This window comes from Rhodobacter lacus (assembly GCF_042683065.1).
Lineage (GTDB): Bacteria > Pseudomonadota > Alphaproteobacteria > Rhodobacterales > Rhodobacteraceae > Rhodobacter > Rhodobacter lacus.
In genome coordinates, this window is the sequence record NZ_JBHUIX010000009.1 from 43,599 (window position 1) to 61,166 (window position 17,568).

General features: G+C 65.1%; 17 protein-coding genes. 3 read left to right on the plus strand and 14 right to left on the minus strand.

The window, feature by feature from the left end:
* Positions 1–101: 101 nt before the first annotated feature.
* The 10 genes from ACFSM0_RS07935 to ACFSM0_RS07980 form a co-directional block, all read right to left on the minus strand.
* Positions 102–1,613 carry an aldehyde dehydrogenase family protein gene (locus tag ACFSM0_RS07935; RefSeq protein WP_377389034.1) on the minus strand — a complete coding sequence of 504 codons (1,512 nt, stop codon included), beginning with the start codon at positions 1,611–1,613 and terminating at the stop codon, positions 102–104.
* Positions 1,606–3,120: an aldehyde dehydrogenase family protein gene (locus ACFSM0_RS07940; protein ID WP_377389036.1), complete on the minus strand. Its 1,515-nt coding sequence runs from the start codon at positions 3,118–3,120 to the stop codon at positions 1,606–1,608. Before ACFSM0_RS07940 ends, ACFSM0_RS07935 begins: the two co-directional genes overlap by 8 nt.
* Positions 3,117–4,196: an aminoglycoside phosphotransferase family protein gene (locus ACFSM0_RS07945; RefSeq protein ID WP_377389038.1), complete on the minus strand. Its 1,080-nt coding sequence runs from the start codon at positions 4,194–4,196 to the stop codon at positions 3,117–3,119. The genes ACFSM0_RS07940 and ACFSM0_RS07945 overlap by 4 nt, the downstream gene beginning before the upstream one ends.
* Positions 4,193–4,537 (minus strand): cupin domain-containing protein, encoded by a 345-nt coding sequence (locus ACFSM0_RS07950; RefSeq protein WP_377389040.1) that lies wholly within the window; start codon positions 4,535–4,537, stop codon positions 4,193–4,195. The genes ACFSM0_RS07945 and ACFSM0_RS07950 overlap by 4 nt, the downstream gene beginning before the upstream one ends.
* Positions 4,538–4,549: 12 nt before the next feature.
* Positions 4,550–4,909 carry a cupin domain-containing protein gene (locus ACFSM0_RS07955; RefSeq protein ID WP_377389042.1) on the minus strand — a complete coding sequence of 120 codons (360 nt, stop codon included), beginning with the start codon at positions 4,907–4,909 and terminating at the stop codon, positions 4,550–4,552.
* Complete coding sequence (locus ACFSM0_RS07960) at positions 4,906–6,192, minus strand: glycosyltransferase (protein ID WP_377389044.1); 1,287 nt, start codon at positions 6,190–6,192, stop codon at positions 4,906–4,908. Before ACFSM0_RS07960 ends, ACFSM0_RS07955 begins: the two co-directional genes overlap by 4 nt.
* 46 nt (positions 6,193–6,238) lie before the next feature.
* Positions 6,239–7,294 (minus strand): ABC transporter ATP-binding protein, encoded by a 1,056-nt coding sequence (locus ACFSM0_RS07965; RefSeq protein ID WP_377389046.1) that lies wholly within the window; start codon positions 7,292–7,294, stop codon positions 6,239–6,241.
* Positions 7,291–8,082: an ABC transporter permease gene (locus tag ACFSM0_RS07970; RefSeq protein WP_377389048.1), complete on the minus strand. Its 792-nt coding sequence runs from the start codon at positions 8,080–8,082 to the stop codon at positions 7,291–7,293. Before ACFSM0_RS07970 ends, ACFSM0_RS07965 begins: the two co-directional genes overlap by 4 nt.
* Entirely contained in the window at positions 8,075–8,941 is an 867-nt protein-coding gene (locus tag ACFSM0_RS07975) for an ABC transporter permease (protein WP_377389050.1), read from the minus strand. The genes ACFSM0_RS07970 and ACFSM0_RS07975 overlap by 8 nt, the downstream gene beginning before the upstream one ends.
* 129 nt (positions 8,942–9,070) lie before the next feature.
* Complete coding sequence (locus tag ACFSM0_RS07980) at positions 9,071–10,117, minus strand: polyamine ABC transporter substrate-binding protein (RefSeq protein WP_377389052.1); 1,047 nt, start codon at positions 10,115–10,117, stop codon at positions 9,071–9,073.
* Positions 10,118–10,173: 56 nt separating this feature from the next.
* Between ACFSM0_RS07980 and ACFSM0_RS07985 the strand changes: the two genes are divergently transcribed.
* From ACFSM0_RS07985 to ACFSM0_RS07995, 3 genes are read left to right on the plus strand one after another with little or no spacing between them, the layout of a single operon-like run.
* Positions 10,174–11,238, plus strand: coding sequence for a GntR family transcriptional regulator (locus ACFSM0_RS07985; protein ID WP_377389054.1), 1,065 nt, complete (start codon positions 10,174–10,176; stop codon positions 11,236–11,238).
* Positions 11,235–12,512 (plus strand): nucleotide disphospho-sugar-binding domain-containing protein, encoded by a 1,278-nt coding sequence (locus tag ACFSM0_RS07990; protein WP_377389056.1) that lies wholly within the window; start codon positions 11,235–11,237, stop codon positions 12,510–12,512. Before ACFSM0_RS07985 ends, ACFSM0_RS07990 begins: the two co-directional genes overlap by 4 nt.
* Positions 12,496–13,359 carry an aldose epimerase family protein gene (locus ACFSM0_RS07995; protein ID WP_377389058.1) on the plus strand — a complete coding sequence of 288 codons (864 nt, stop codon included), beginning with the start codon at positions 12,496–12,498 and terminating at the stop codon, positions 13,357–13,359. The genes ACFSM0_RS07990 and ACFSM0_RS07995 overlap by 17 nt, the downstream gene beginning before the upstream one ends.
* 17 nt (positions 13,360–13,376) lie before the next feature.
* Here ACFSM0_RS07995 and ACFSM0_RS08000 read toward each other — a convergent pair whose 3' ends face one another.
* The 4 genes from ACFSM0_RS08000 to ACFSM0_RS08015 all read right to left on the minus strand — a co-directional run bounded on the left by ACFSM0_RS08000 (position 13,377) and on the right by ACFSM0_RS08015 (position 17,558).
* A complete protein-coding gene (locus ACFSM0_RS08000; protein WP_377389060.1) occupies positions 13,377–14,702 on the minus strand; it encodes a TRAP transporter large permease in 1,326 nt (441 codons plus the stop codon).
* Entirely contained in the window at positions 14,695–15,192 is a 498-nt protein-coding gene (locus tag ACFSM0_RS08005; RefSeq protein WP_377389062.1) for a TRAP transporter small permease, read from the minus strand. The genes ACFSM0_RS08000 and ACFSM0_RS08005 overlap by 8 nt, the downstream gene beginning before the upstream one ends.
* 75 nt (positions 15,193–15,267) lie before the next feature.
* Positions 15,268–16,284: a DctP family TRAP transporter solute-binding subunit gene (locus tag ACFSM0_RS08010; protein WP_377389064.1), complete on the minus strand. Its 1,017-nt coding sequence runs from the start codon at positions 16,282–16,284 to the stop codon at positions 15,268–15,270.
* Positions 16,285–16,763: 479 nt separating this feature from the next.
* A complete protein-coding gene (locus tag ACFSM0_RS08015) occupies positions 16,764–17,558 on the minus strand; it encodes a carbon-nitrogen hydrolase family protein (RefSeq protein ID WP_377389065.1) in 795 nt (264 codons plus the stop codon).
* Positions 17,559–17,568: the final 10 nt, after the last annotated feature.

Genomic DNA, 17,568 nt, shown 5'->3' on the forward strand with positions numbered 1-17,568 from the left:
ACACAGCCGCCGCGGCGGCCTTCGGCACGGGCAAGGGCGATGCCGTGGCTCAAAGAGCACGCGCCCCTTTTGTTTGCGTGCCCCCCCCGACGCAACCGCGGTCATGGGGCGGTGTCCAGATACCATCCCCAATGCTGCGCGGGATCGAAGCGGGTGATCTGCTTGGTTTCGAAATAGGCCTCGAACCCGGCGCGCCCCAATTCGCGCCCGATGCCGGAGCTCTTGACGCCGCCCCAGGGCAGCTGGGTGAAGGTGGGTTGCGAGCAGTTCACCCAGATGATCCCGGCGCGCAGCTTGCGCGCAACGCGCTCGCACCGCGCCAGATCATCCGACATCACCGCGCCCGCAAGGCCAAAGGCGCTGTCATTGGCAAAAGCGATGGCCTCCGCCTCGCTGTCAAACGGGTTGATGCAGACCACCGGGCCAAAGATCTCCTCGCGCCAGAGTGCCGAGCCGGTGGGCACCTCGGCAAAGATCGTCGGGCGCAAAAAATAGCCGCGCGGCAGGCCCTCGGGGCGGTCACCGCCGGTGACAAGCCGGGCGCCGGTTTTCTTGCCTGCGGCGATGGCGGCACGGATCTTGTCATATTGCCCCTGCGACACGATCGGGCCGAGCTTGATGCCGGGGGCATTGCCCGGGCCGATGGGGATCGCCTCGGTCGCCTCGGTGAGGCGCGCGAGCAAGGCCGGATAGAGGCTGCGTTCGACCAGCACCCGCGAGGTGGCCGAGCAGACCTCGCCCTTGTTCCAGAAGATCCCGAACAGGATCCATTCGACCGCCTTGTCGATGTCGCAATCGGCAAAGATGACGAAGGGAGATTTGCCGCCGAGTTCCAGCGCGACGGTGCGGATCCCTGCCGCCGCCGCCGTCATCACCTTGCGCCCGGTGGCGACCGAGCCGGTGAAGGCCACCTTGTCGACGCCCGGATGCTCTGCAAGCGGTTGGCCCGCCGCGGGGCCGGTGCCGGTCACAAGGTTGAACACGCCCGGCGGGATGCCCGCGGCATGGATGATCTCTGCCAGAATCTCGCAAGACATGGCGCAGAGTTCGGAGGGTTTGAGCACGATGGTGCAGCCCGCGGCAAGCGCGGGCGCCACTTTCCAGACCGCCATCAGAAGCGGGAAGTTCCACGGCGTGATCGCGGCGACCACGCCAAGCGGCTCACGCCGGATCGAGGCCGTGAACCGCGCATCGCCCACATCCACCGCTTCCTCCGCGGCGCCGTCGCGGGCCTCGGCCAGATCGGCGTAATACTCAAAGGTGAAGGCCGCGTCGCCCACATCCCATTCCGCCTCGGGCAGGGGTTTGCCATTGTCGCGCACCTCAAGGGCGGCAATCTCGGCCAGCCGGGCGCGCAGCCCCTTGGCCACGAGGCGCAGCATTGCGGCACGGGTGGCGCCGCTCAGCTCTGACCAGATCCCGCTGTCAAAGGCCTGTCGCGCGGCGCGCACGGCCAGATCGACATCGGCCGCCGTGCCCGCGGCCACCTCGGCAAAGGCGGTCTCGGTTGCGGGGTCGATGGCGGGGAAAGAGCCGCCCTCTTGTGGCGCGACAAAGGCGCCTGCGATGTAAAGCCGGGTCTTGTGCATCGGCGGTGCTCCTGCCTCAGACATGTTTGCGCCCCCCCTCGCCGGTGCGATCCAGAAACCACTCCGACGGATAGGGATACCACCAGTCGTGAATCCGGGGTTTGTGGTCGATCACCACCATTTTGCTGCGTCGGAACGCGTCAAGCCCCTGCCGCCCCAGTTCGCGCCCGATGCCGGAGGCTTTCCAGCCGCCAAAGGGCAGGGCGTCATTGTCGATCATCGGATTGTTGACCCAGACCATGCCCGCCTCGAGCCGCTCCGAGGCTTCGATCGCCTCGTCAAGCGCGGTGGTGAAGATCGAGGCGCCAAGGCCGAAGGGGCTGTCATTGGCGGCCTCGAGCGCGGTCTCGAAATCGGCAACACGGCACAGCGCCACCACCGGGCCAAAGATCTCTTCGTGCAGGATCTCCATCTCGGGGGTGCAGTTGGACAGGATCGTCGGCTCGTAAAACCAGCCGGTGTCGAGCCCGGGCGGAATGCGCCCGCCGCATTCGAGCGTTGCCCCTTTCGCCAGCGCATCTGCCACGAGGCGTTCGACCTTGTCGCGCGCGGCCTTGGAGACGAGCGGGCCGATCTCGTGCGGCCCGAGCCCGTTGCCGATGCGCAAGGCGCGGGTGCGCGCGACAAAGGCGGCGACAAAGGCATCATGCACGGCATCGACCACATAGATCCGCTCGGTCGAGGTGCAGACCTGCCCCGACAGATGGAACGCCGCCGTCACCGCGCCCGCCGCGGCCACATCAATCGGGGCAGAGGCGGCAATGATCATCGGGTCCGATCCGCCCGCCTCGATCACGGCGGGTTTCATCTGCGCGGCAGCGGCCACCGCCACCGCCCGCCCGCCCGCGACCGAGCCGGTAAAGGCCACCGCATGCGTCATCGGGCTCTCGACCAGCGCCTTGCCGGTGGCGGCGCCGCCGGGCAGGCAGGCCACCAGATCGGCGGGCAGCCCGTCAAAGACGCGCATGAAGTCGAGCGTTGAGAGCGTTGTCGCCTCTGCCGGCTTGATGATGCAGCCATTGCCCGCGGCGAGCGAGGCCGCCACCGTCCAGCACATCAGCAGGATCGGGAAGTTGAAGGGCATGATATGGACCGAGACGCCAAGCGCCTCATAACGGGCATATTGCGTCGAGCCGGTCTGGGTGGTGCCCGCGATCTTGCCCGCCTCGTCGCGCGCCATCTCGGCATAATAGCGAAAGATCGGCGCGACATTGGCGATTTCGCCGATGGCTTCGGGGTAGGGCTTGCCCATCTCCCGGCTCATCAGGATCGCGGTTTCGGTGAAATCGGCGGCCTCGATGCGGTTGGCAAGCGCATGCAAAAGCAGCGCGCGGGTCTTGGCATCGGTGCGCTTCCAGAGCGCTTGCGCGGCATTGACGCGGGTGAGAACCGCGGTGCGTTCCGCCTCGGTCACCTCGGCGCGCAGCCCGACGATGTCGAGCGTTGCCGGGTCGATCACCGGATGGCTCGGGCCGGCAGAGGGAAGAAAGCCGGGGCTGATGTAATAGCGCGGCGGGCACGGCTCGGTCATGGTCTGGTCCTTTGTTGCGGCGCCGCGCCCGAGGGCAGGGTTTGCGCCAGTGCCACGCCACGGGCACGCCAATCGGGGAGCGCATCGTCGAGCAGGGCCCGGATCTGGTCCAGACCGGCTGCCGCGAGCGCCGTTTCCAGCTGCCCCAGCACGCGGGGCAGCCAGCGCAGATACTGCGGTTTGCCATCGCGCAGGCAGAGCCGCACGAAGACGCCGCAGATGCGGGCATGGCGCTGCGCCCCCATCAGGTGATAGCGGGCGCGGATCTGCTCCGGCCCGCCGAGGCTCTCGGGGGCGGCGGCGCAATACCGGGCGAGCAGCGCCGGTTCCAGCCCGGCGGGCAGATCGCGCCTTGCATCTTGCAGCAAGGAGACGAGATCGTATTCGCACGGGCCCAGAACCGCGTCCTGAAAATCCAGCAAGCCGCAGCGCGCAACGCCCGCGCGGCCCGCGAGAAGCATCAGGTTGTCGACGTGAAAATCCCGCAAAACAAGGGTTTCGCGCCGGTCCATGAGGTCGGAAAGCGCGGTCTCCCAAAGCGCGCGGAAGGCCGCGTCAAAGGCCACCCGGTCGCAGCTCGGGTCCAGCGCGGCCACGAACCAGTCGCAAAACACCTGCAATTCGCGCAACCATGTGGCGCGATCATAGGCGGGCTGGGCAATCTGCGCGGCCGCAGGCGCATGATGGAGCGCGAGCAGCGCATCAATGGCGAGTGTATAAAGCTCCGCCTCGTCGGCGCCCGCTTGCAGGCAGTTTGTATAGGTGGCCTCGCCCCAATCCTCGATCAGCGCAAGGCACATCGCCGGGTCTGCCCCCTCCACGCGCGGCGCCGAGAGGCCAAGCCCGTTCAGATGCCGCGCCACCCGGATATAGGAGGAAAACCCGACCGGATCGGAGGGGTCGTGCATCAGCAGCAGCCCCGCCCCCGGCAGCCGCCAGTAGCGGCGCGCGGAGGCATCTCCCGGCAGGGCGACCGGCGCGATGCCGACGATCCCGTGGCGGGCCATGAAGGTCACCGCAGGCGGCTCAAGGCTTGCAGACTTGGGGGAAAGGGGCTGGCTCGGAACCTGCGTCATCGGATCATATAGACCTTTTTGATGGTGTCATGAACCGTGCATATACCCTTCCAGTCCTTGGGAAAGAAGGCAGCGGTATCCGGGGTGATCTCGATCACCTCGCCGCTTTCATGCACATAGGTGCAGCGCCCTTCGAGGAAGTGGCAGAACTCGTCCGAGGTGACATGGCAGGCCCATTTTCCCGGGGTGCAGATCCAGAGCCCGCATTCGGAGTCGCCGTTCGGCCCCTTGTAAAGCACCCGGCCCGAAACATGCGATGTGCCCTCGATCATCGTCGGGATCACGCCCCAATCGACGACATCGGTGATTTCGAGCGGGTTTTGCATCACTGGCGTTTTCATGGTCTCTCCCTGTCAGGCAAGCATGTAGATGTTGCGGATCGTCTCGATCACCTCGGCCTCGCCCGCGTAGCCCGCCGGAAACAGCACACAGGTTCCGGCACGCACTTCGGTCACCTCTCCCGTCGTGGCGGTGTAGCGGGCACGCCCGGCGACAAAGTGGCAAAACTCGTCGCGTGGCACGCAGATGCGCCAGCGCCCCGGGGTGCAGACCCAGATCCCGGTTTCGGGCACATTGCCCGGCCCCTTGAACAGCAGCCGCCCCGTGGAATGGGAGGCGCCCGCCAGCGGCTCGGGCTGCGCGCCCCAGTCGCGCAGATCCTCATAGTGGCTTGCCGCATGGATATGCGGGGCCGAACTGGCCAGATCGGTCATTGCCCCGCCTCCGTCAGCGCCACGAGAAGCCGGGCCGCCTTGTCGGGGCCTTCACAGGCCTGCATATGCGCTGCGGTTGCGGCAAGCCGGGCCTGCATCGCCGGATCGGTCAGACAGGTCTCGATCTTGGCGATCAGCTCCGCATCGGTCCAGTCGTAGCGCTCCGAGCGGAAGCCGTGCCCGGTTTCCTGCACCCGCATCGCATTGTCATGGCCGTCCCAGACATAGGGCATGATGATCGCGGGCTTGGCGAAATAGAGGCATTCGGTGAAAGAGTTGTTGCCGCCGTGATGGATCACCGCATCGACCTGCGGGATCACCGAGGGCTGCGGGAACCAGCTCTCGATCACCACATTCTCGGGGATGTCGTGATAGCTGTCCTTGTAATCGCCGACATTGACGAGCGCGCGGTAGCGGGTCGTGCCGATCAGCGCGATCAGCCGTTTCAAGAGCTCGGTATCGCCCGCCCCGAGCGAGCCGAAGGAGATATAGAGCAGCGGGCCATCGTTGTTCTTGCCGAAGGTGGGGACGGTATAGGGGGCCTCCTTGCGCACGCAGCCCTCAAGATACTGGAACCGCACCGGATCGAGCGGCTCCTTGCGGTGGTATTTCGCCTGCTCGGGGTAGAGCAGCAGGTTGAGGTAAGGCGAGGCCTCGAAAAACTGCCCGAGCGGATAGGCGGCCTCGCCCTGGGCGGCGAGGAAGGCGTTGAAATCGTCGTGGATCGGCGTGATCACCTCATGGAACCTGGCGCGGAAGGCGGCATGCCCTTCGGTATCGGTCTCGCTCAGGCCCGAAAGATGCGGCGGGATCGCCTCGTCCTCGATCTCGTTTTCCGAACAGGAGATCACCCGCACCCACGGCACGCCATGGTGCTTGATCGCCGGGAACAGGATCACATTGTCCACGGCGATCACATCGGGGCGGATGCGGTCGAGCACGGCGGGCAGATCCTTTTGCGCCCATTTTGCGCTGTCCACGATCGCCTCCCAGCATTCCCGCACATAGTTGTCGAGCTGGTCGATCGGCTTTTTCGCGAAGTTCGGGATATGACCATTGATGAAATCTTCCCAGAATTTCGCCATCTGTTCGGGCGGCATCGGTGCGGAAAGCGCCACCGGATGCGCCTCGAACCCGTAGCCCTGGTATACCGAGACGAAACCGGGGTCAGAGAGGAACACGGCCTTGTGGCCGAGCCGGGTGATCGCTTGCGCAATGCCAACCGAGTTCAGCGCGGGGCCAAAGGCGGCTTCGGGGAAGAACGCGAAGGTTTTGCTGGTCATGGAGAACCTCGTTGATGCGGCCTCGGAAGGCGGGAGGGAGAGGGGCTCAGGCGGGGAAAACGCGGGTGTCGCGGGCATCCCAGCCCAAAGTGACGGTGTCGCCGATGCTCAGCGGGCGCGCCTCCGCCTGATCGGCGGTGAGCCGGCACATCAGCGGGCGCGCCGAGATCGGCGTATCGACATGGATTTGCAGGTCGAGCCCGTGATAGGCCATCGCGGTGATGCGCCCGCTCAGATGGTTTTCATGCAGCTGCGCATCGAGGCGCAGCCGTTCCGGGCGGATCGCAGCCACGGCCTGCGGGCCCAGCCCCTCGGGGCGCTCGGCATGGATCACGCTGCCGTCGCCCGCGCGCAGGCTTTGCCCGTCATGGTGCACGGGAATGATGTTCATCACGCCGATGAACTCGGCGGCAAACCGGCTGGCGGGGTATTCATACACCTCACGCGGGGGGGCGCATTGCAGCAGGGCCCCGTTTTGCAAGATCGCGATGCGGTCGGCCATCACCAGCGCTTCTTCCTGATCATGGGTGACGATGATGAAGGTGATGCCAAAATCATGCTGGATCCGCTTCAGCTCCAGTTGCATCTCGCCGCGCAGCTTTTTGTCGAGCGCACCAAGCGGCTCGTCGAGCAGCAAGAGCCGTGGCCGCTTTACCAGTGCGCGCGCCAAAGCCACGCGCTGGCGCTGCCCGCCCGAAAGCTGATCGGGCTTGCGCGCGGCAAGGGGGGCAAGCTGGATCGTTGCGAGCATCTCCGCGACCCGGTCCCGGATCTCGGCCTTGGGCAGGCGCTCCATCTCGAGCCCATAGGCAATGTTTTGCGCCACCGTCATATGCGGAAAGAGCGCATAGCTTTGAAACATCAGGTTCAGCGGGCGCAGGTTTGGCGGGGTGTGGGAAATGTCCTTGCCATCGAGCAGGATCGCTCCCGAGGTGGGGGTTTCGAACCCGGCGAGCATGCGCAACAGCGTTGTCTTGCCCGAGCCGGACGCGCCCAGCAGCGCGAAAAACTCGTTTTCGCGGATATCGAGCGAGACGCCATTCACCGCGCGCACCGTGCCAAAGCGTTTTTCGACATTCCAGAGAGACAGAAGGGGTTTCATTGGCCCGGCAGGCCTCCGCGGTTGAACCGTTGCGCAAGCGTCAGCGTCAGCACCGAAAAGCCGATGACGAGCGTGGCAAGCACATTGATTTCAGGGGTCACGCCAAAGCGGATCATCGCGTAGATCTGCATTGGCAGGGTGATCGAGGCGCGCTCGGCCCCGGCGGTGAAAAACGCGATGATGAATTCATCGACCGAGAGGGTGAAGGCGAGGAGCGCCCCCGCGATGATGGCGGGCGCAAGCACCGGCACCACCACGCGGCGCAGGGTGGTCAAGGTCGAGGCGCCCAGATCGGCGGAGGCTTCGACAATCGACCAGTCAAAGGTCTTGAGCCGCGCGCGCACCACCGCACAGACGAAGGCCAGGTTGAAGACTACGTGAGACATGATCACCGTGTGCAGGCCAAGCCGCACGTCGAGCAGCGAAAAGATGCTCAGCAGCGCGATGGCAAGCACGATATCGGGGATCACCATCGGCGCGAAAATCAGCGTCTCAAGGAGCCGCCCCTTGCGGCGGCGAATTTCCACGCCAAGCGCCAGAAGCGTGCCGAGCAGCGTGGCAAAGACGGTCGAGACCAGCCCGACGATCAGCGTATTGGCGGCGGCGCGCAGAATATCGCCATTGGCAAACAGCGCCCCATACCATTTGAGCGAAAACCCGGTCCAGGCTGTCGGCATGCCGCCCGCGTTGAAGGACAAGCCGATCAACACCGAGATCGGGATATAGAGAAAACCGAAAACGAGGATCAGGATCGCCACCATAAGGGGCGTGTTCGAAGGCCTATCCATGGGCCTGATCCTCGGTTTGACGCCCGGAGGAGGCGCGCTCATTGGCGAAGGTCTGCAGCGTCAAAAGCACGAGCATCACCGCAATCAGCACCATCGAGAGCGCCGAGCCGAAGGGCCAGTCGTTCGAGGTCAGGAATTGCGCATAGACGAGGTTGCCGACCATCTGGAACTGCCCGCCCCCCAGCAGCGCGGGGGTGACGAAATTGCCGATCGAGAGCACGAACACAAACACGAACCCGGTGGCAACGCCCGGCAGCGTCATCGGCAGGGTGACCCGTCGGAACGTGGTCCAGCCGCTCGCGCCGAGATCGCGCGAGGCCTCGGCAATTTCGGGGTTGAGGCGTGAGAGCGGCGCATAGGCGGCCAAAATCACGAAGGGCAGGTAGTTGTAGACGAGCCCGGTGATCACGGCGCCCTCTGTGTAGAGCATTTGCGGCAACTCGCCCTGATAGCCGAGCGCGCGGGCAAGGTTGACGATCAGCCCCTCGCGGTTGAGCAGCACGATCCAGGCATAGGTCCGCACCAGATAGTTGGACCAGAACGGCAGGATCGCGAAGAACAGAAGCCGGGGTTGATCGCGGCGCGGCATCTGCGCGATCGCATGGGCGGCGGCATAGCCGAGCACCGCGGCAATGGTCGCCGCAAGCCCCGCAATCCAGGCCGATTTCAGGAAGATCCGCGCATAGAGCGGATCGAAGACGAGGGCGAAGTTTTCCAGCGTGAACGTGTAGTCGATGCCGCCATAGATGCCGCGCCGGAAAAAGGCGAGCGCAAGGATCAGAAGGCAGGGCACCACCATGAAGGCGGTCAGCCAGACGAAGGCCGGGGCAATCAGGGCAAGGGATCTGTTGTCTTGCATGGGCGGGGTCCGATCCTGTCCGGGCGCATGGCCCGTGCGGAGGCAGACGGGGCGCTGAGGCCCCATCCGGGAAGGCAGCGGCGCCCGAGGGCCGCCGGCTTGGCAGGAAAGAGAAAGAGGCGTGGCCCGTCAGTTCGAGGCCATGATCTCCGAGACGGTGCGCGAATAGAGCCGCTGCGCCGGGCCGACATCGCGCAACTGCTCGAAGGCAAGCAGTTCGGACGGGGGCATTCCCATATTGGGATAGGTCGCGATCAGGCTCGGATCGAGCCCTTCCATCGCCACCTTGTTGGGCACCTTGTAGAGGATGTTTTCCGCCGCCCAGCGATGGGTTGCGCCGTCGAGCATGGCATTGACGAAAGCGTAGGCGGCATCCTTGTGCTCGGAGCTTTTCAGGATCACCATCGTGTCGACCCAGAGATCCGAGCCTTCCTTCGGGATCACGTATTTAATCTGGTTATTTTCGGTGATGCCGTAGTTGCACCAGCCGTCCCAGGCCTGCACCAGCACTGCCTCGCCGGAGACGAGCTTGGAATAGAAGGTGGTGTCGTCATAGGCGAGCAGGGTCTTTTTGGCGGCAATCAGCCGATCGCGGGTCTGTTCAAGCTTGGCCAGATCGGTTTCGTTGACCGAATAGCCCTCGGCCAGAAAACCCGCGGCGAGCAGCCAGCGCTCGGTGGCGAGCATCGTTGTCTTGCCGCTCACCTCGGCGCTGGGCGCAAGCAGATCCGACCAGGAGGCGGGCGCTGCCGTCAGATCGGCGCGGTAGCACAGCCCCGTGGTGCCCCAGGTATAGGGCACCGAGAAGGCGTTGCCCTTGTCATGCGCGAGCTCCGTCGCCTCGGGGTAAAGGTTTGCAAGGTTGGGGAGCTTTGCGTGGTCGAGATCTTCCGCAAGGCCGAGATTGTGCAGCACCTCGGCAAAGGGCGACGAGACAAAGACGACGTCATAGCCTTTGCCCTTCGCGGCGATCAGCTTGCCCATGATCTCTTCGTTTGTCGCATGCAGCACCAGCTCGGCGCTGTTGCCGGTGGCGGCGTTGAACGTCTCGATCGCATCGGGCGCGAGATAGCCATCCCAGTTCGAGATCACCAGCGGTTCCGCCGCCGCGGAAAGCGTTCCAAGCCCAAGCATTATGCCGGCGAGAGACCCCGCCCGGCACGAAAAGGTTGTCATTGCGACCTCCTGTTGATGATCCACCGTCGCCGGTGGCCTGTTGGAAAATGCGGTTCTTGCTGACCACTGAAACAGAGCGTACGTTTGATTGGAAAAATACGTCAAACGGTATTGTTGGTTTTGCGTTACATCTTAGCCGTAACGGCTTGGGAGGGCTCATGGCTGAACTGCGTCGGTCTTCGCGCCACAATCATCTGGAGCTGGCGCGCCGCATAATTACGCTGATTTTGGAGCGCGGCATGAGGGCCGCGGAGCATTTGCCGGAGCAGGCCATCGCCGAGGCGTGCGGGGTTTCGCGCACACCCATTCGCGCTGCCTTCAAAATATTGGAGGAAAATGGGATTCTTTCGTGGCGAGAGGAGGAGGGCTATCAGGTGAAGCTGAGCGCCCGCGATGGTCTTTCGGAGGACTCCCTTGTTGTGGCGGATCTGGAGCAAAGCCTGTTCGAGCGAATTCTGGCAGATCGCGCGGCGCGACGAATCCCGGATGTGCAATCTGTAAGCGCTTTGGCGCGTCGGTATGCTGTTTCTCGCATCACGGTATTAAATGCGCTAAAAATACTGTCACGCGACGGGATCGTATCCCAACTTCCGGGCCGCGCCTGGGCGTTTCAGCCGCTTCTTGATACGCCAAGGGCGATTTCGGAGAGCTTCGCCTTTCGGCTGACGCTGGAGCCGCAGGCGATCCTTGCGGCGGGTTTTGCGCTCGATCCGCCGCGTGCGGGGGTGATGCGCAGCCGGATGCGGGAGTTTCTGGCGCTGCCCGATGCGCGGCTGAGCGCTTCGGCGTTTCGGCGCATCGACATCGACTTTCATGTGATGATCGCCGAGGCGAGTGCGAACCGGTTCGCGCAAGGGGCGCTGCTCGCGCATCACCGGCTGCGGGCCGCCGCGCAAAAGGAGGCCGCGCCGCCGCCGTTCCGGTTGCGTCAGGCGATGGAGGAGCATCTCGACATCCTCGACAGCCTTGAGCGCAATCAATTGGAACTTGCCGCCGATCAGATGGTGTTGCATCTGCGGCGCTCGGGGATCCGGCGGCCTGAAACGGCAGGGCGCGGAATGGTGTCCCTGCTGCAGGGGAGGCAGCCCTCCGGCCCGTTGTCCAAAGGAACCGCCCGGTGAGCCCTTCGCCCGTGATAGCGCTTTTTCCCGAGGCGAGCTTTGGGGCCGCGCTCAACTGCGTGGGCATTGCGCGCGCGCTGCAGGCGCGCGGCGCCGAGCCGGTGTTTTTGTGCCATCCGGGCTTTACCGGTGTTTTTGCCGAATACGGGTTTCGGGAATACCATTTGCAGACCGGCCCGGAGACGGGGCAGGGGCGCTGGCAGGATTTCGTCAACACCCATCTGCCGCATTTCGACCTCTCGCCCGAAGCGCAGCTTGAAACCTATGTCGCGCCCACATGGGAGGCGATTGTCGACACCGTGATTGCGGTCGAGGACTCGCTTGAGGCGCTGATTGCGCAGATCCGGCCCGAGGCGATCTTGCTCGACAATGTCATCATGTTTCCCGCGATCTTGCGTTCGGGGCGGCCCTGGGTGCGGGTCGTGTCCTGCGCCGAGACCGAGATCCCCGATCCCTGCGTGCCGCCCTATCTGTCCGGGCTCTCTCCCGCCGACAGCGCGGGCCGGGCGCGCTGGGAGCGGCTTTGTGCGCCGCTGCTGCGCCCCGCCCACAACCGCTACAATGCCTTTCGCAAGGCCCGTGGCCTCAAGCCGCTGCCCGCCGGGCAGTTTTTGGAAAACTCCGATTGCCTGAACCTGCTGCTCGCGCCCTCTGCCGTGCGCTACAAGCGCGAGGCGCCGCTGCCGGAAGAGCGCTTCGTCTTTCTGGAGGGCTGCGTGCGGGAGGAGGGGCGGTTTGAGCCGCCGGTGCTGCCGCGCAACGCCGGGCCGCTGGTCTATCTCAGCTTCGGCAGCCTTGGCGCCGTCGATACCGCGCAGATCAAGCGCATGCTGGAGGTGTTTGACACCATGCCGGCGCGGTTCTTTGTCAATGTCGGCGGCTATCTCGATGCCTATCGGCGCGTGCCCGACAATGTGTTCTTGGGGAGCTGGTTTCCGCAGCCCTCGGTGGTGGCGCGCGCGGATCTCTTCATCCATCACGGCGGCAACAATTCCTTTTGCGAGGCCTTGTTCCACGGCGTTCCCTCGCTCGTGATGCCCTATTGCTGGGACGGGCATGACAACGCCCGCCGCACCGCCGACACCGGCGTCGGCACGCATCTGCACCGCTCGGACTGGACGCCCGATGAGCTGCGCCAGACCATCCTCGATCTGCTCGAAGATGACGCAATGCGCGCGCGGCTGGCAGCGATTTCGGCGAGGATGCAGGCCGAGCCCGGCGTGGAGCGGGCGGCGGCGGCGGTTCTGGAGCGGCTCGATGCGGATCGGCACTGACCAACTCACGGTCGAGGTGGCGGCGCGGGGCGCCGAGACGCGCTCGATCCGTTATCGCGGCGCAGAAATTCTCTGGCAGGGCGATCCGGCGATCTGGAGCGGGCGGGCGCCGCTCCTGTTTCCGATTGCGGGGCGGGCAGAGCATGACCTGATCGCCGTGGCGGGCCACGCGGCGCGGATGACGATCCACGGCTTTGCCATGGCGGCCGATTTCGTGCCCGTGGCACAGGGGGCCACCTTTTGTCGGCATGACTTGTGCGCCTCGGCGGCGACGCGGGCGATTTACCCGCGCGATTTCCGGCTCAGTGTCGAGCATCGCGTGCAGGAGGCGCGGCTGAGCCTGACGGTCTGCGTCGAGAACACCGGCACCGAGACGATGCCGTTCGGGCTGGGGCTGCATCCGGGGTTTTTGTGGCCGTTGCCGGGGCTTGCGGGGCAGGCCCATGAGCTGCGGTTGGAAAACGGCGCGGAGCCTGCGGCGCAGGCGCTTGCGGGCGGGCTGCTCACCGGAAGGGCGCTGCCCTCGCCGTTCAGGGGCGGGCGGCTTGCGCTTTCCGAGGAGGTCTTTGCCGAAGACAGCTCGCTTGTTTTCGCAAAGGGAACCGGGGCGGCGCTGCGCTATGGCACCCGCGCGGGCAGGGGGCTGCGCCTTGTGACCGAGGGGCTGCCGAACCTCGTGCTCTGGCACCCGCGCGGCGCGGGCTTTTTGTGCATCGAGCCATGGCACGGTCTGCCGGCACGGCTCGGGGCGGGCCCCGAGATCGCGGCGCGCCCCTTCAGTGTCGCGCTTGCGCCCGGAGAGACGCGCCGGTTCTCGCTCACCATCGAGATCGACCTTCCGCTGTAAGCGCGCCGGCGCCGCGCCTACTTGCCGGAGCCGATCAGCGACAGCGCCGGGAAGGCCGCGATCAGCGCCAGCCCGATCAGGCACACAAGGAGGAAGGGCAGGGTGCCCCGCGCGATCCGCTCGATCGGCAGGCGCGCGACATTCGCCGCCACATAAAGGTTGATGCCCACCGGCGGCGTGATCAGGCCGATGGCGAGGTTCACCATCATCAGCACGCCAAACCAGACCAGATCCCAGCCGAGTTCCCGCGCCACCGGCAGGAAGATCGGCAGGCAGATGAACATCACCGTGATCGCATCCATGAACATCCCGGCGATGAGCAGGATCACCATGATCACGAACAGGATCACCGTCTCGTTGCCCGAAAGCCCGAGCAGCGCACCCGAATAGGTGCCGACCAGATCCTCGACCGAGACAACCCAGCCAAAAAGGCTCGCATAGGCCACCACCAGCATCACCATCGCCGAAGAGGCGGCCGCATTGGTCAGCGCCGCGTAAAGCCCCGAGAGCGTCAGCGTGCCATAGGCGAGCCCGCCCACCAAAAGCGCATAGACCGTGGCCACAAGGGCCGCCTCGGTGGGGGTGAACATGCCCGAATAGATGCCGCCAAGGATCACCACCGGCGTCATCAGGCCCCAGAAGCTGTCCTTGAAAGCAAGCAGCAGCCGGTGCGGGTAGGAATGGCCCGCATAGGGCATCGGGCTGAGCGCCGCGAGCGTGGCCGAGGGGCCCGCGCCCCTGGCTTTGGCAAAGGGCAGCGTGAAGAGCATCAACAGCCCCATGAAGATCCCGGGCACGATCGCGGCGAGAAACAGGCTCGAGATCGAGGTCTCGGCGATCACGCCATAGATCACCAGCCCGATCGAGGGCGGGATCACGATCGAGAGCGCCGCGCCGGTGCACACCAGCCCGGCGGCAAAGGCGCGCGGATAGCCGTCGTCTTCCATGCCCTTGATGATCATCGGGCCGATTGCGGCCACCGAGGCGGGCCCAGAGCCGCTCACCGCGCCCCAAAAGAGGCACACCACCGTGCCCACGAGCCCCATGCCGCCCGGCACATTGCCGATCAGCACCCGGAAGAACCGGATCATCCGCTCGGCAATTCCGAGCGTGCCCAGAAGCGTGCCCGCGAGAATGAAGAAGGGGATCGCCAGCAGCGAGAACTTGGTGATCCCGGCGGCGATCAGATCGCCCACCATGTCGAGCCCGAAGCCCATCTGCCACATCGCATAAATCGCCGACAGGCCGAGCGAAAACGCCACCGGCACCCGCAAGGCCAGCAGGATGAAGAACAAAAGCACCATCTCGGTGCCGGTCGACAGGCCGGGGATCAGATCAAACATCGCCGATCTCTCCGAATGCGTGGCCCCGGCGCCATTCTTCCCAGGCATGTTGCAGATAGCGGATCAGGATCAGCGCAAAGCCGAAGGGCACGGCGGCCTGATAATACCACGCCGGAATGCCAAGCGCATAAGAGCGCATGCCATTGGCCAGGAGGTTTTGCAGCGCATCCCACGAAAAATAGGCCGAAAGCACGAGCAGGCTTGCCGAGGCCAGCACCGACACCGCCAGCACCACCCGTTGCACGGCGCGCGGCAGCATGTCGTTCACCAGCTCCACCGCCAGATGCTCGCCCCGCCGCGCCGCGATCGCCGCGCCAAAAATCGTCAAAAGCAGAAACCCGTTGGTGAGCAGCTCTTCCGTGGCTGCCAAAGAGTAATGGGTGCCATAGCGCACCACGACATTGGCAAAGCCAAGCAGCGTCATGGCCAGAAAGATCACCGCGCAGAGGATCTTTTCCGCATCACGCAGAAGGAACTTTAAGAGGGGCATTGGGTCTCCTGGGTCTTTTCACTGCGGAAGGCGCCCCGGTGCGGGGCGCCTCGCAGGTCGTTGCGATGGCCGCGCTTATTGCGCGGTGGCGATCGCCGCTTCGAATGCGCTCACCAGATCCGGGCCGACCTTTTGGGCCCATTTGTCGAAGGCGGGCTGGGTGGCGGCCTTGAAGGCTGCGAGTTCTTCCGCGCTGGGCTCATAGACATCAATGCCCTTCTCGCGCAGGAACGCGACGCCCGAGGCCGTTGCCTCGCGCGAGATCTCGCGCTGATAGGCCATCGCCTGATCGGCGGCAGCCTGGAACTTCGCCTTCGTCGCCTCGTCGAAGCTGTCCCATTTCGCCTGGCTGATGCCAAGGAAGATCGGGTCGTAGGAGTAATGCCAGGTGGTCAGGTATTTCTGCATCTCATAGACCTGCTGCGGGATGATCACCGCGCCGATCGGGTTTTCCTGACCATCGACCACGCCCTGTTGCAGCGCGGTCAGGGTTTCGCTCCATTGCATCTGTTGCGGGTTGGCGCCGAGCGCGTTCATCACGTCGATATACATCGGCCCCGCAACCCGCATGCGCAGGCCCTTCATGTCGGCGGGGGATTTGATCGGGCGGACGTTGTTTGTCACTTCGCGGAACCCGTTCTCGCCCCAGGCCAGAACGATGATGCCCTTTTCCTTCAGGATGCCCGCGAGGATCTTGCCCGGCTCGCCCTGCGTTGTGGCATCGATCTGCGCGTAATTGGCATAAAGATAGGGCAGCGAGAAGGCCGCCATCTCGGGCACGAGCGGCGTGACGTTGATCGCCGAGCTCACCACAAGGTCAATCGCGCCACGCCCGACCATTTCGGCCTGTTTCATCTGGTCGCCACCGGCGAGCTGGGCATTCGGGAACACGCGCACCTTGATGTCACCGCCCGTCGCATCGGCGATGAGCTCACCGAATTTCTCGGCGCCTTTTTGCCAGGTCGTGGTGTCGCCGGTGTTTTGCGACAGACGCAGGGTTTCTGCCGTGGCCGCGCTGACCATCATCGCGCTCGCCAGAAGACCCGCCAGCGCGGTTTTCCCGACGATCCCGCCAAATGTTCCGAATGTCATGAATCTCATCCCGTCGTAGTTCGGGCCGAGCGGCCCCTGGTGTGACGCACCTCCAAGTGCTCCATGCCGCTCGATATAAAGAAACAAGATTGCTGTCCACAGCAAGCCCGCTTTGCAATTTTATTTTCTTCCGAGCCCCGATGGCGCAACGCAATGTCAAAAACCTGTTTTTGGCGCTGTCTCGCCGGGGGCGCGGGCGAATATCCGCTTTGGGCGCGGGGCCCTGCGTGCGGCAATAAGACCGGGGCAAAAGGGGAAGGGAAACACCCCGCGCGGTGGGATACGGCCCGGATGGTCTGGCCCGCCGGCCCCATGTCAGTGCCGTTTTGCCCGGCCGATTTTGGGCCGCGCCGGCCGCACCACAGCGGACGGGCACGGGGCGCGCATCATCCGCCGGGCGCAAGCACCTCGGTCACGCGTGATCACCTTGCCCTAGCGGATCTCGATGCGCGCGACATCCGCGCCCAACACGCGCGCACTCAGCGCGCCGTCTCTTCGGCCCCGAAGGGCTGGCGCAGATCCGTGAGTTGCGCCGAAATCGTCTCTGGGCGGCAATCCTGCCGCTGCGGCAGATCGACCAGCAGCACGGCGGGGGCCGATCCGGCCTGTGCCAGCGCCTGACCATCGGGCCCGGCAATGAGCGAGCGCCCCCCGAAGCGGAGCCCGTGATCGGTGCCGGTGTAATTGGCATAGGCGATGCTCAGCGCATTCTCGCTCGCCCGTGCCCGCACAAGGATCTCGGGCACATGGTCATATCCCGCCGGGTTGGCGGTGGGCACGAGGATCACCTCCGCCCCGGCTCGCGCAAGCCCGCGCGCATGCTCGGGAAACTCGATGTCATAGCAGATCAGGAGGCCCATCCGCGTGCCGCCGAGATCAAACACCGCGGGCGCCTCGGTGCCGAAGGCAAAGCTCGCCCGCTCCACCGCGCCGAAAAGCTGGATCTTGCGGTAATGCGCGATCTGCGTGCCCTTTTTGTCGATCACCGAGGCGGCGTTGAAAATCTGCCCGCCCGCGCGTTCGGCCCAGCCATAACAAAGCGCGGTGCCCGCGGTGCGGGCGAGCGCCGCCATGGCGGTGCACCATGCCCCCCCAAGGGGCTGGGCCGCGCTGCGATGGCGCTCGGGCCGGTTGTAGCCGGGCAAGATCAGCTCGGGCAGCACCACAAGATCGGCGCCGAGTGCGGCGAGCCCGGTCACCCAGCTCTCGATCGCGGCGAGGGTCTGATCCGGGCAGGGCGCGGGCGGATGCGGTTGCACGAGCGCTAGTTTCAAGGGCGCCTCC

Bases quoted from the DNA above. Each gene is read 5' to 3' on its own strand.
- ACFSM0_RS07935 (WP_377389034.1), bottom strand. From the start codon at position 1,613: ATGTCTGAGGCAGGAGCACCGCCGATGCACAAGACCCGGCTTTACATC.
- ACFSM0_RS07940 (WP_377389036.1), bottom strand. From the start codon at position 3,120: ATGACCGAGCCGTGCCCGCCGCGCTATTACATCAGCCCCGGCTTTCTT.
- ACFSM0_RS07945 (WP_377389038.1), bottom strand. From the start codon at position 4,196: ATGACGCAGGTTCCGAGCCAGCCCCTTTCCCCCAAGTCTGCAAGCCTT.
- ACFSM0_RS07950 (WP_377389040.1), bottom strand. From the start codon at position 4,537: ATGAAAACGCCAGTGATGCAAAACCCGCTCGAAATCACCGATGTCGTC.
- ACFSM0_RS07955 (WP_377389042.1), bottom strand. From the start codon at position 4,909: ATGACCGATCTGGCCAGTTCGGCCCCGCATATCCATGCGGCAAGCCAC.
- ACFSM0_RS07960 (WP_377389044.1), bottom strand. From the start codon at position 6,192: ATGACCAGCAAAACCTTCGCGTTCTTCCCCGAAGCCGCCTTTGGCCCC.
- ACFSM0_RS07965 (WP_377389046.1), bottom strand. From the start codon at position 7,294: ATGAAACCCCTTCTGTCTCTCTGGAATGTCGAAAAACGCTTTGGCACG.
- ACFSM0_RS07970 (WP_377389048.1), bottom strand. From the start codon at position 8,082: ATGGATAGGCCTTCGAACACGCCCCTTATGGTGGCGATCCTGATCCTC.
- ACFSM0_RS07975 (WP_377389050.1), bottom strand. From the start codon at position 8,941: ATGCAAGACAACAGATCCCTTGCCCTGATTGCCCCGGCCTTCGTCTGG.
- ACFSM0_RS07980 (WP_377389052.1), bottom strand. From the start codon at position 10,117: ATGACAACCTTTTCGTGCCGGGCGGGGTCTCTCGCCGGCATAATGCTT.
- ACFSM0_RS07995 (WP_377389058.1), top strand. From the start codon at position 12,496: ATGCGGATCGGCACTGACCAACTCACGGTCGAGGTGGCGGCGCGGGGC.
- ACFSM0_RS08000 (WP_377389060.1), bottom strand. From the start codon at position 14,702: ATGTTTGATCTGATCCCCGGCCTGTCGACCGGCACCGAGATGGTGCTT.
- ACFSM0_RS08005 (WP_377389062.1), bottom strand. From the start codon at position 15,192: ATGCCCCTCTTAAAGTTCCTTCTGCGTGATGCGGAAAAGATCCTCTGC.
- ACFSM0_RS08010 (WP_377389064.1), bottom strand. From the start codon at position 16,284: ATGACATTCGGAACATTTGGCGGGATCGTCGGGAAAACCGCGCTGGCG.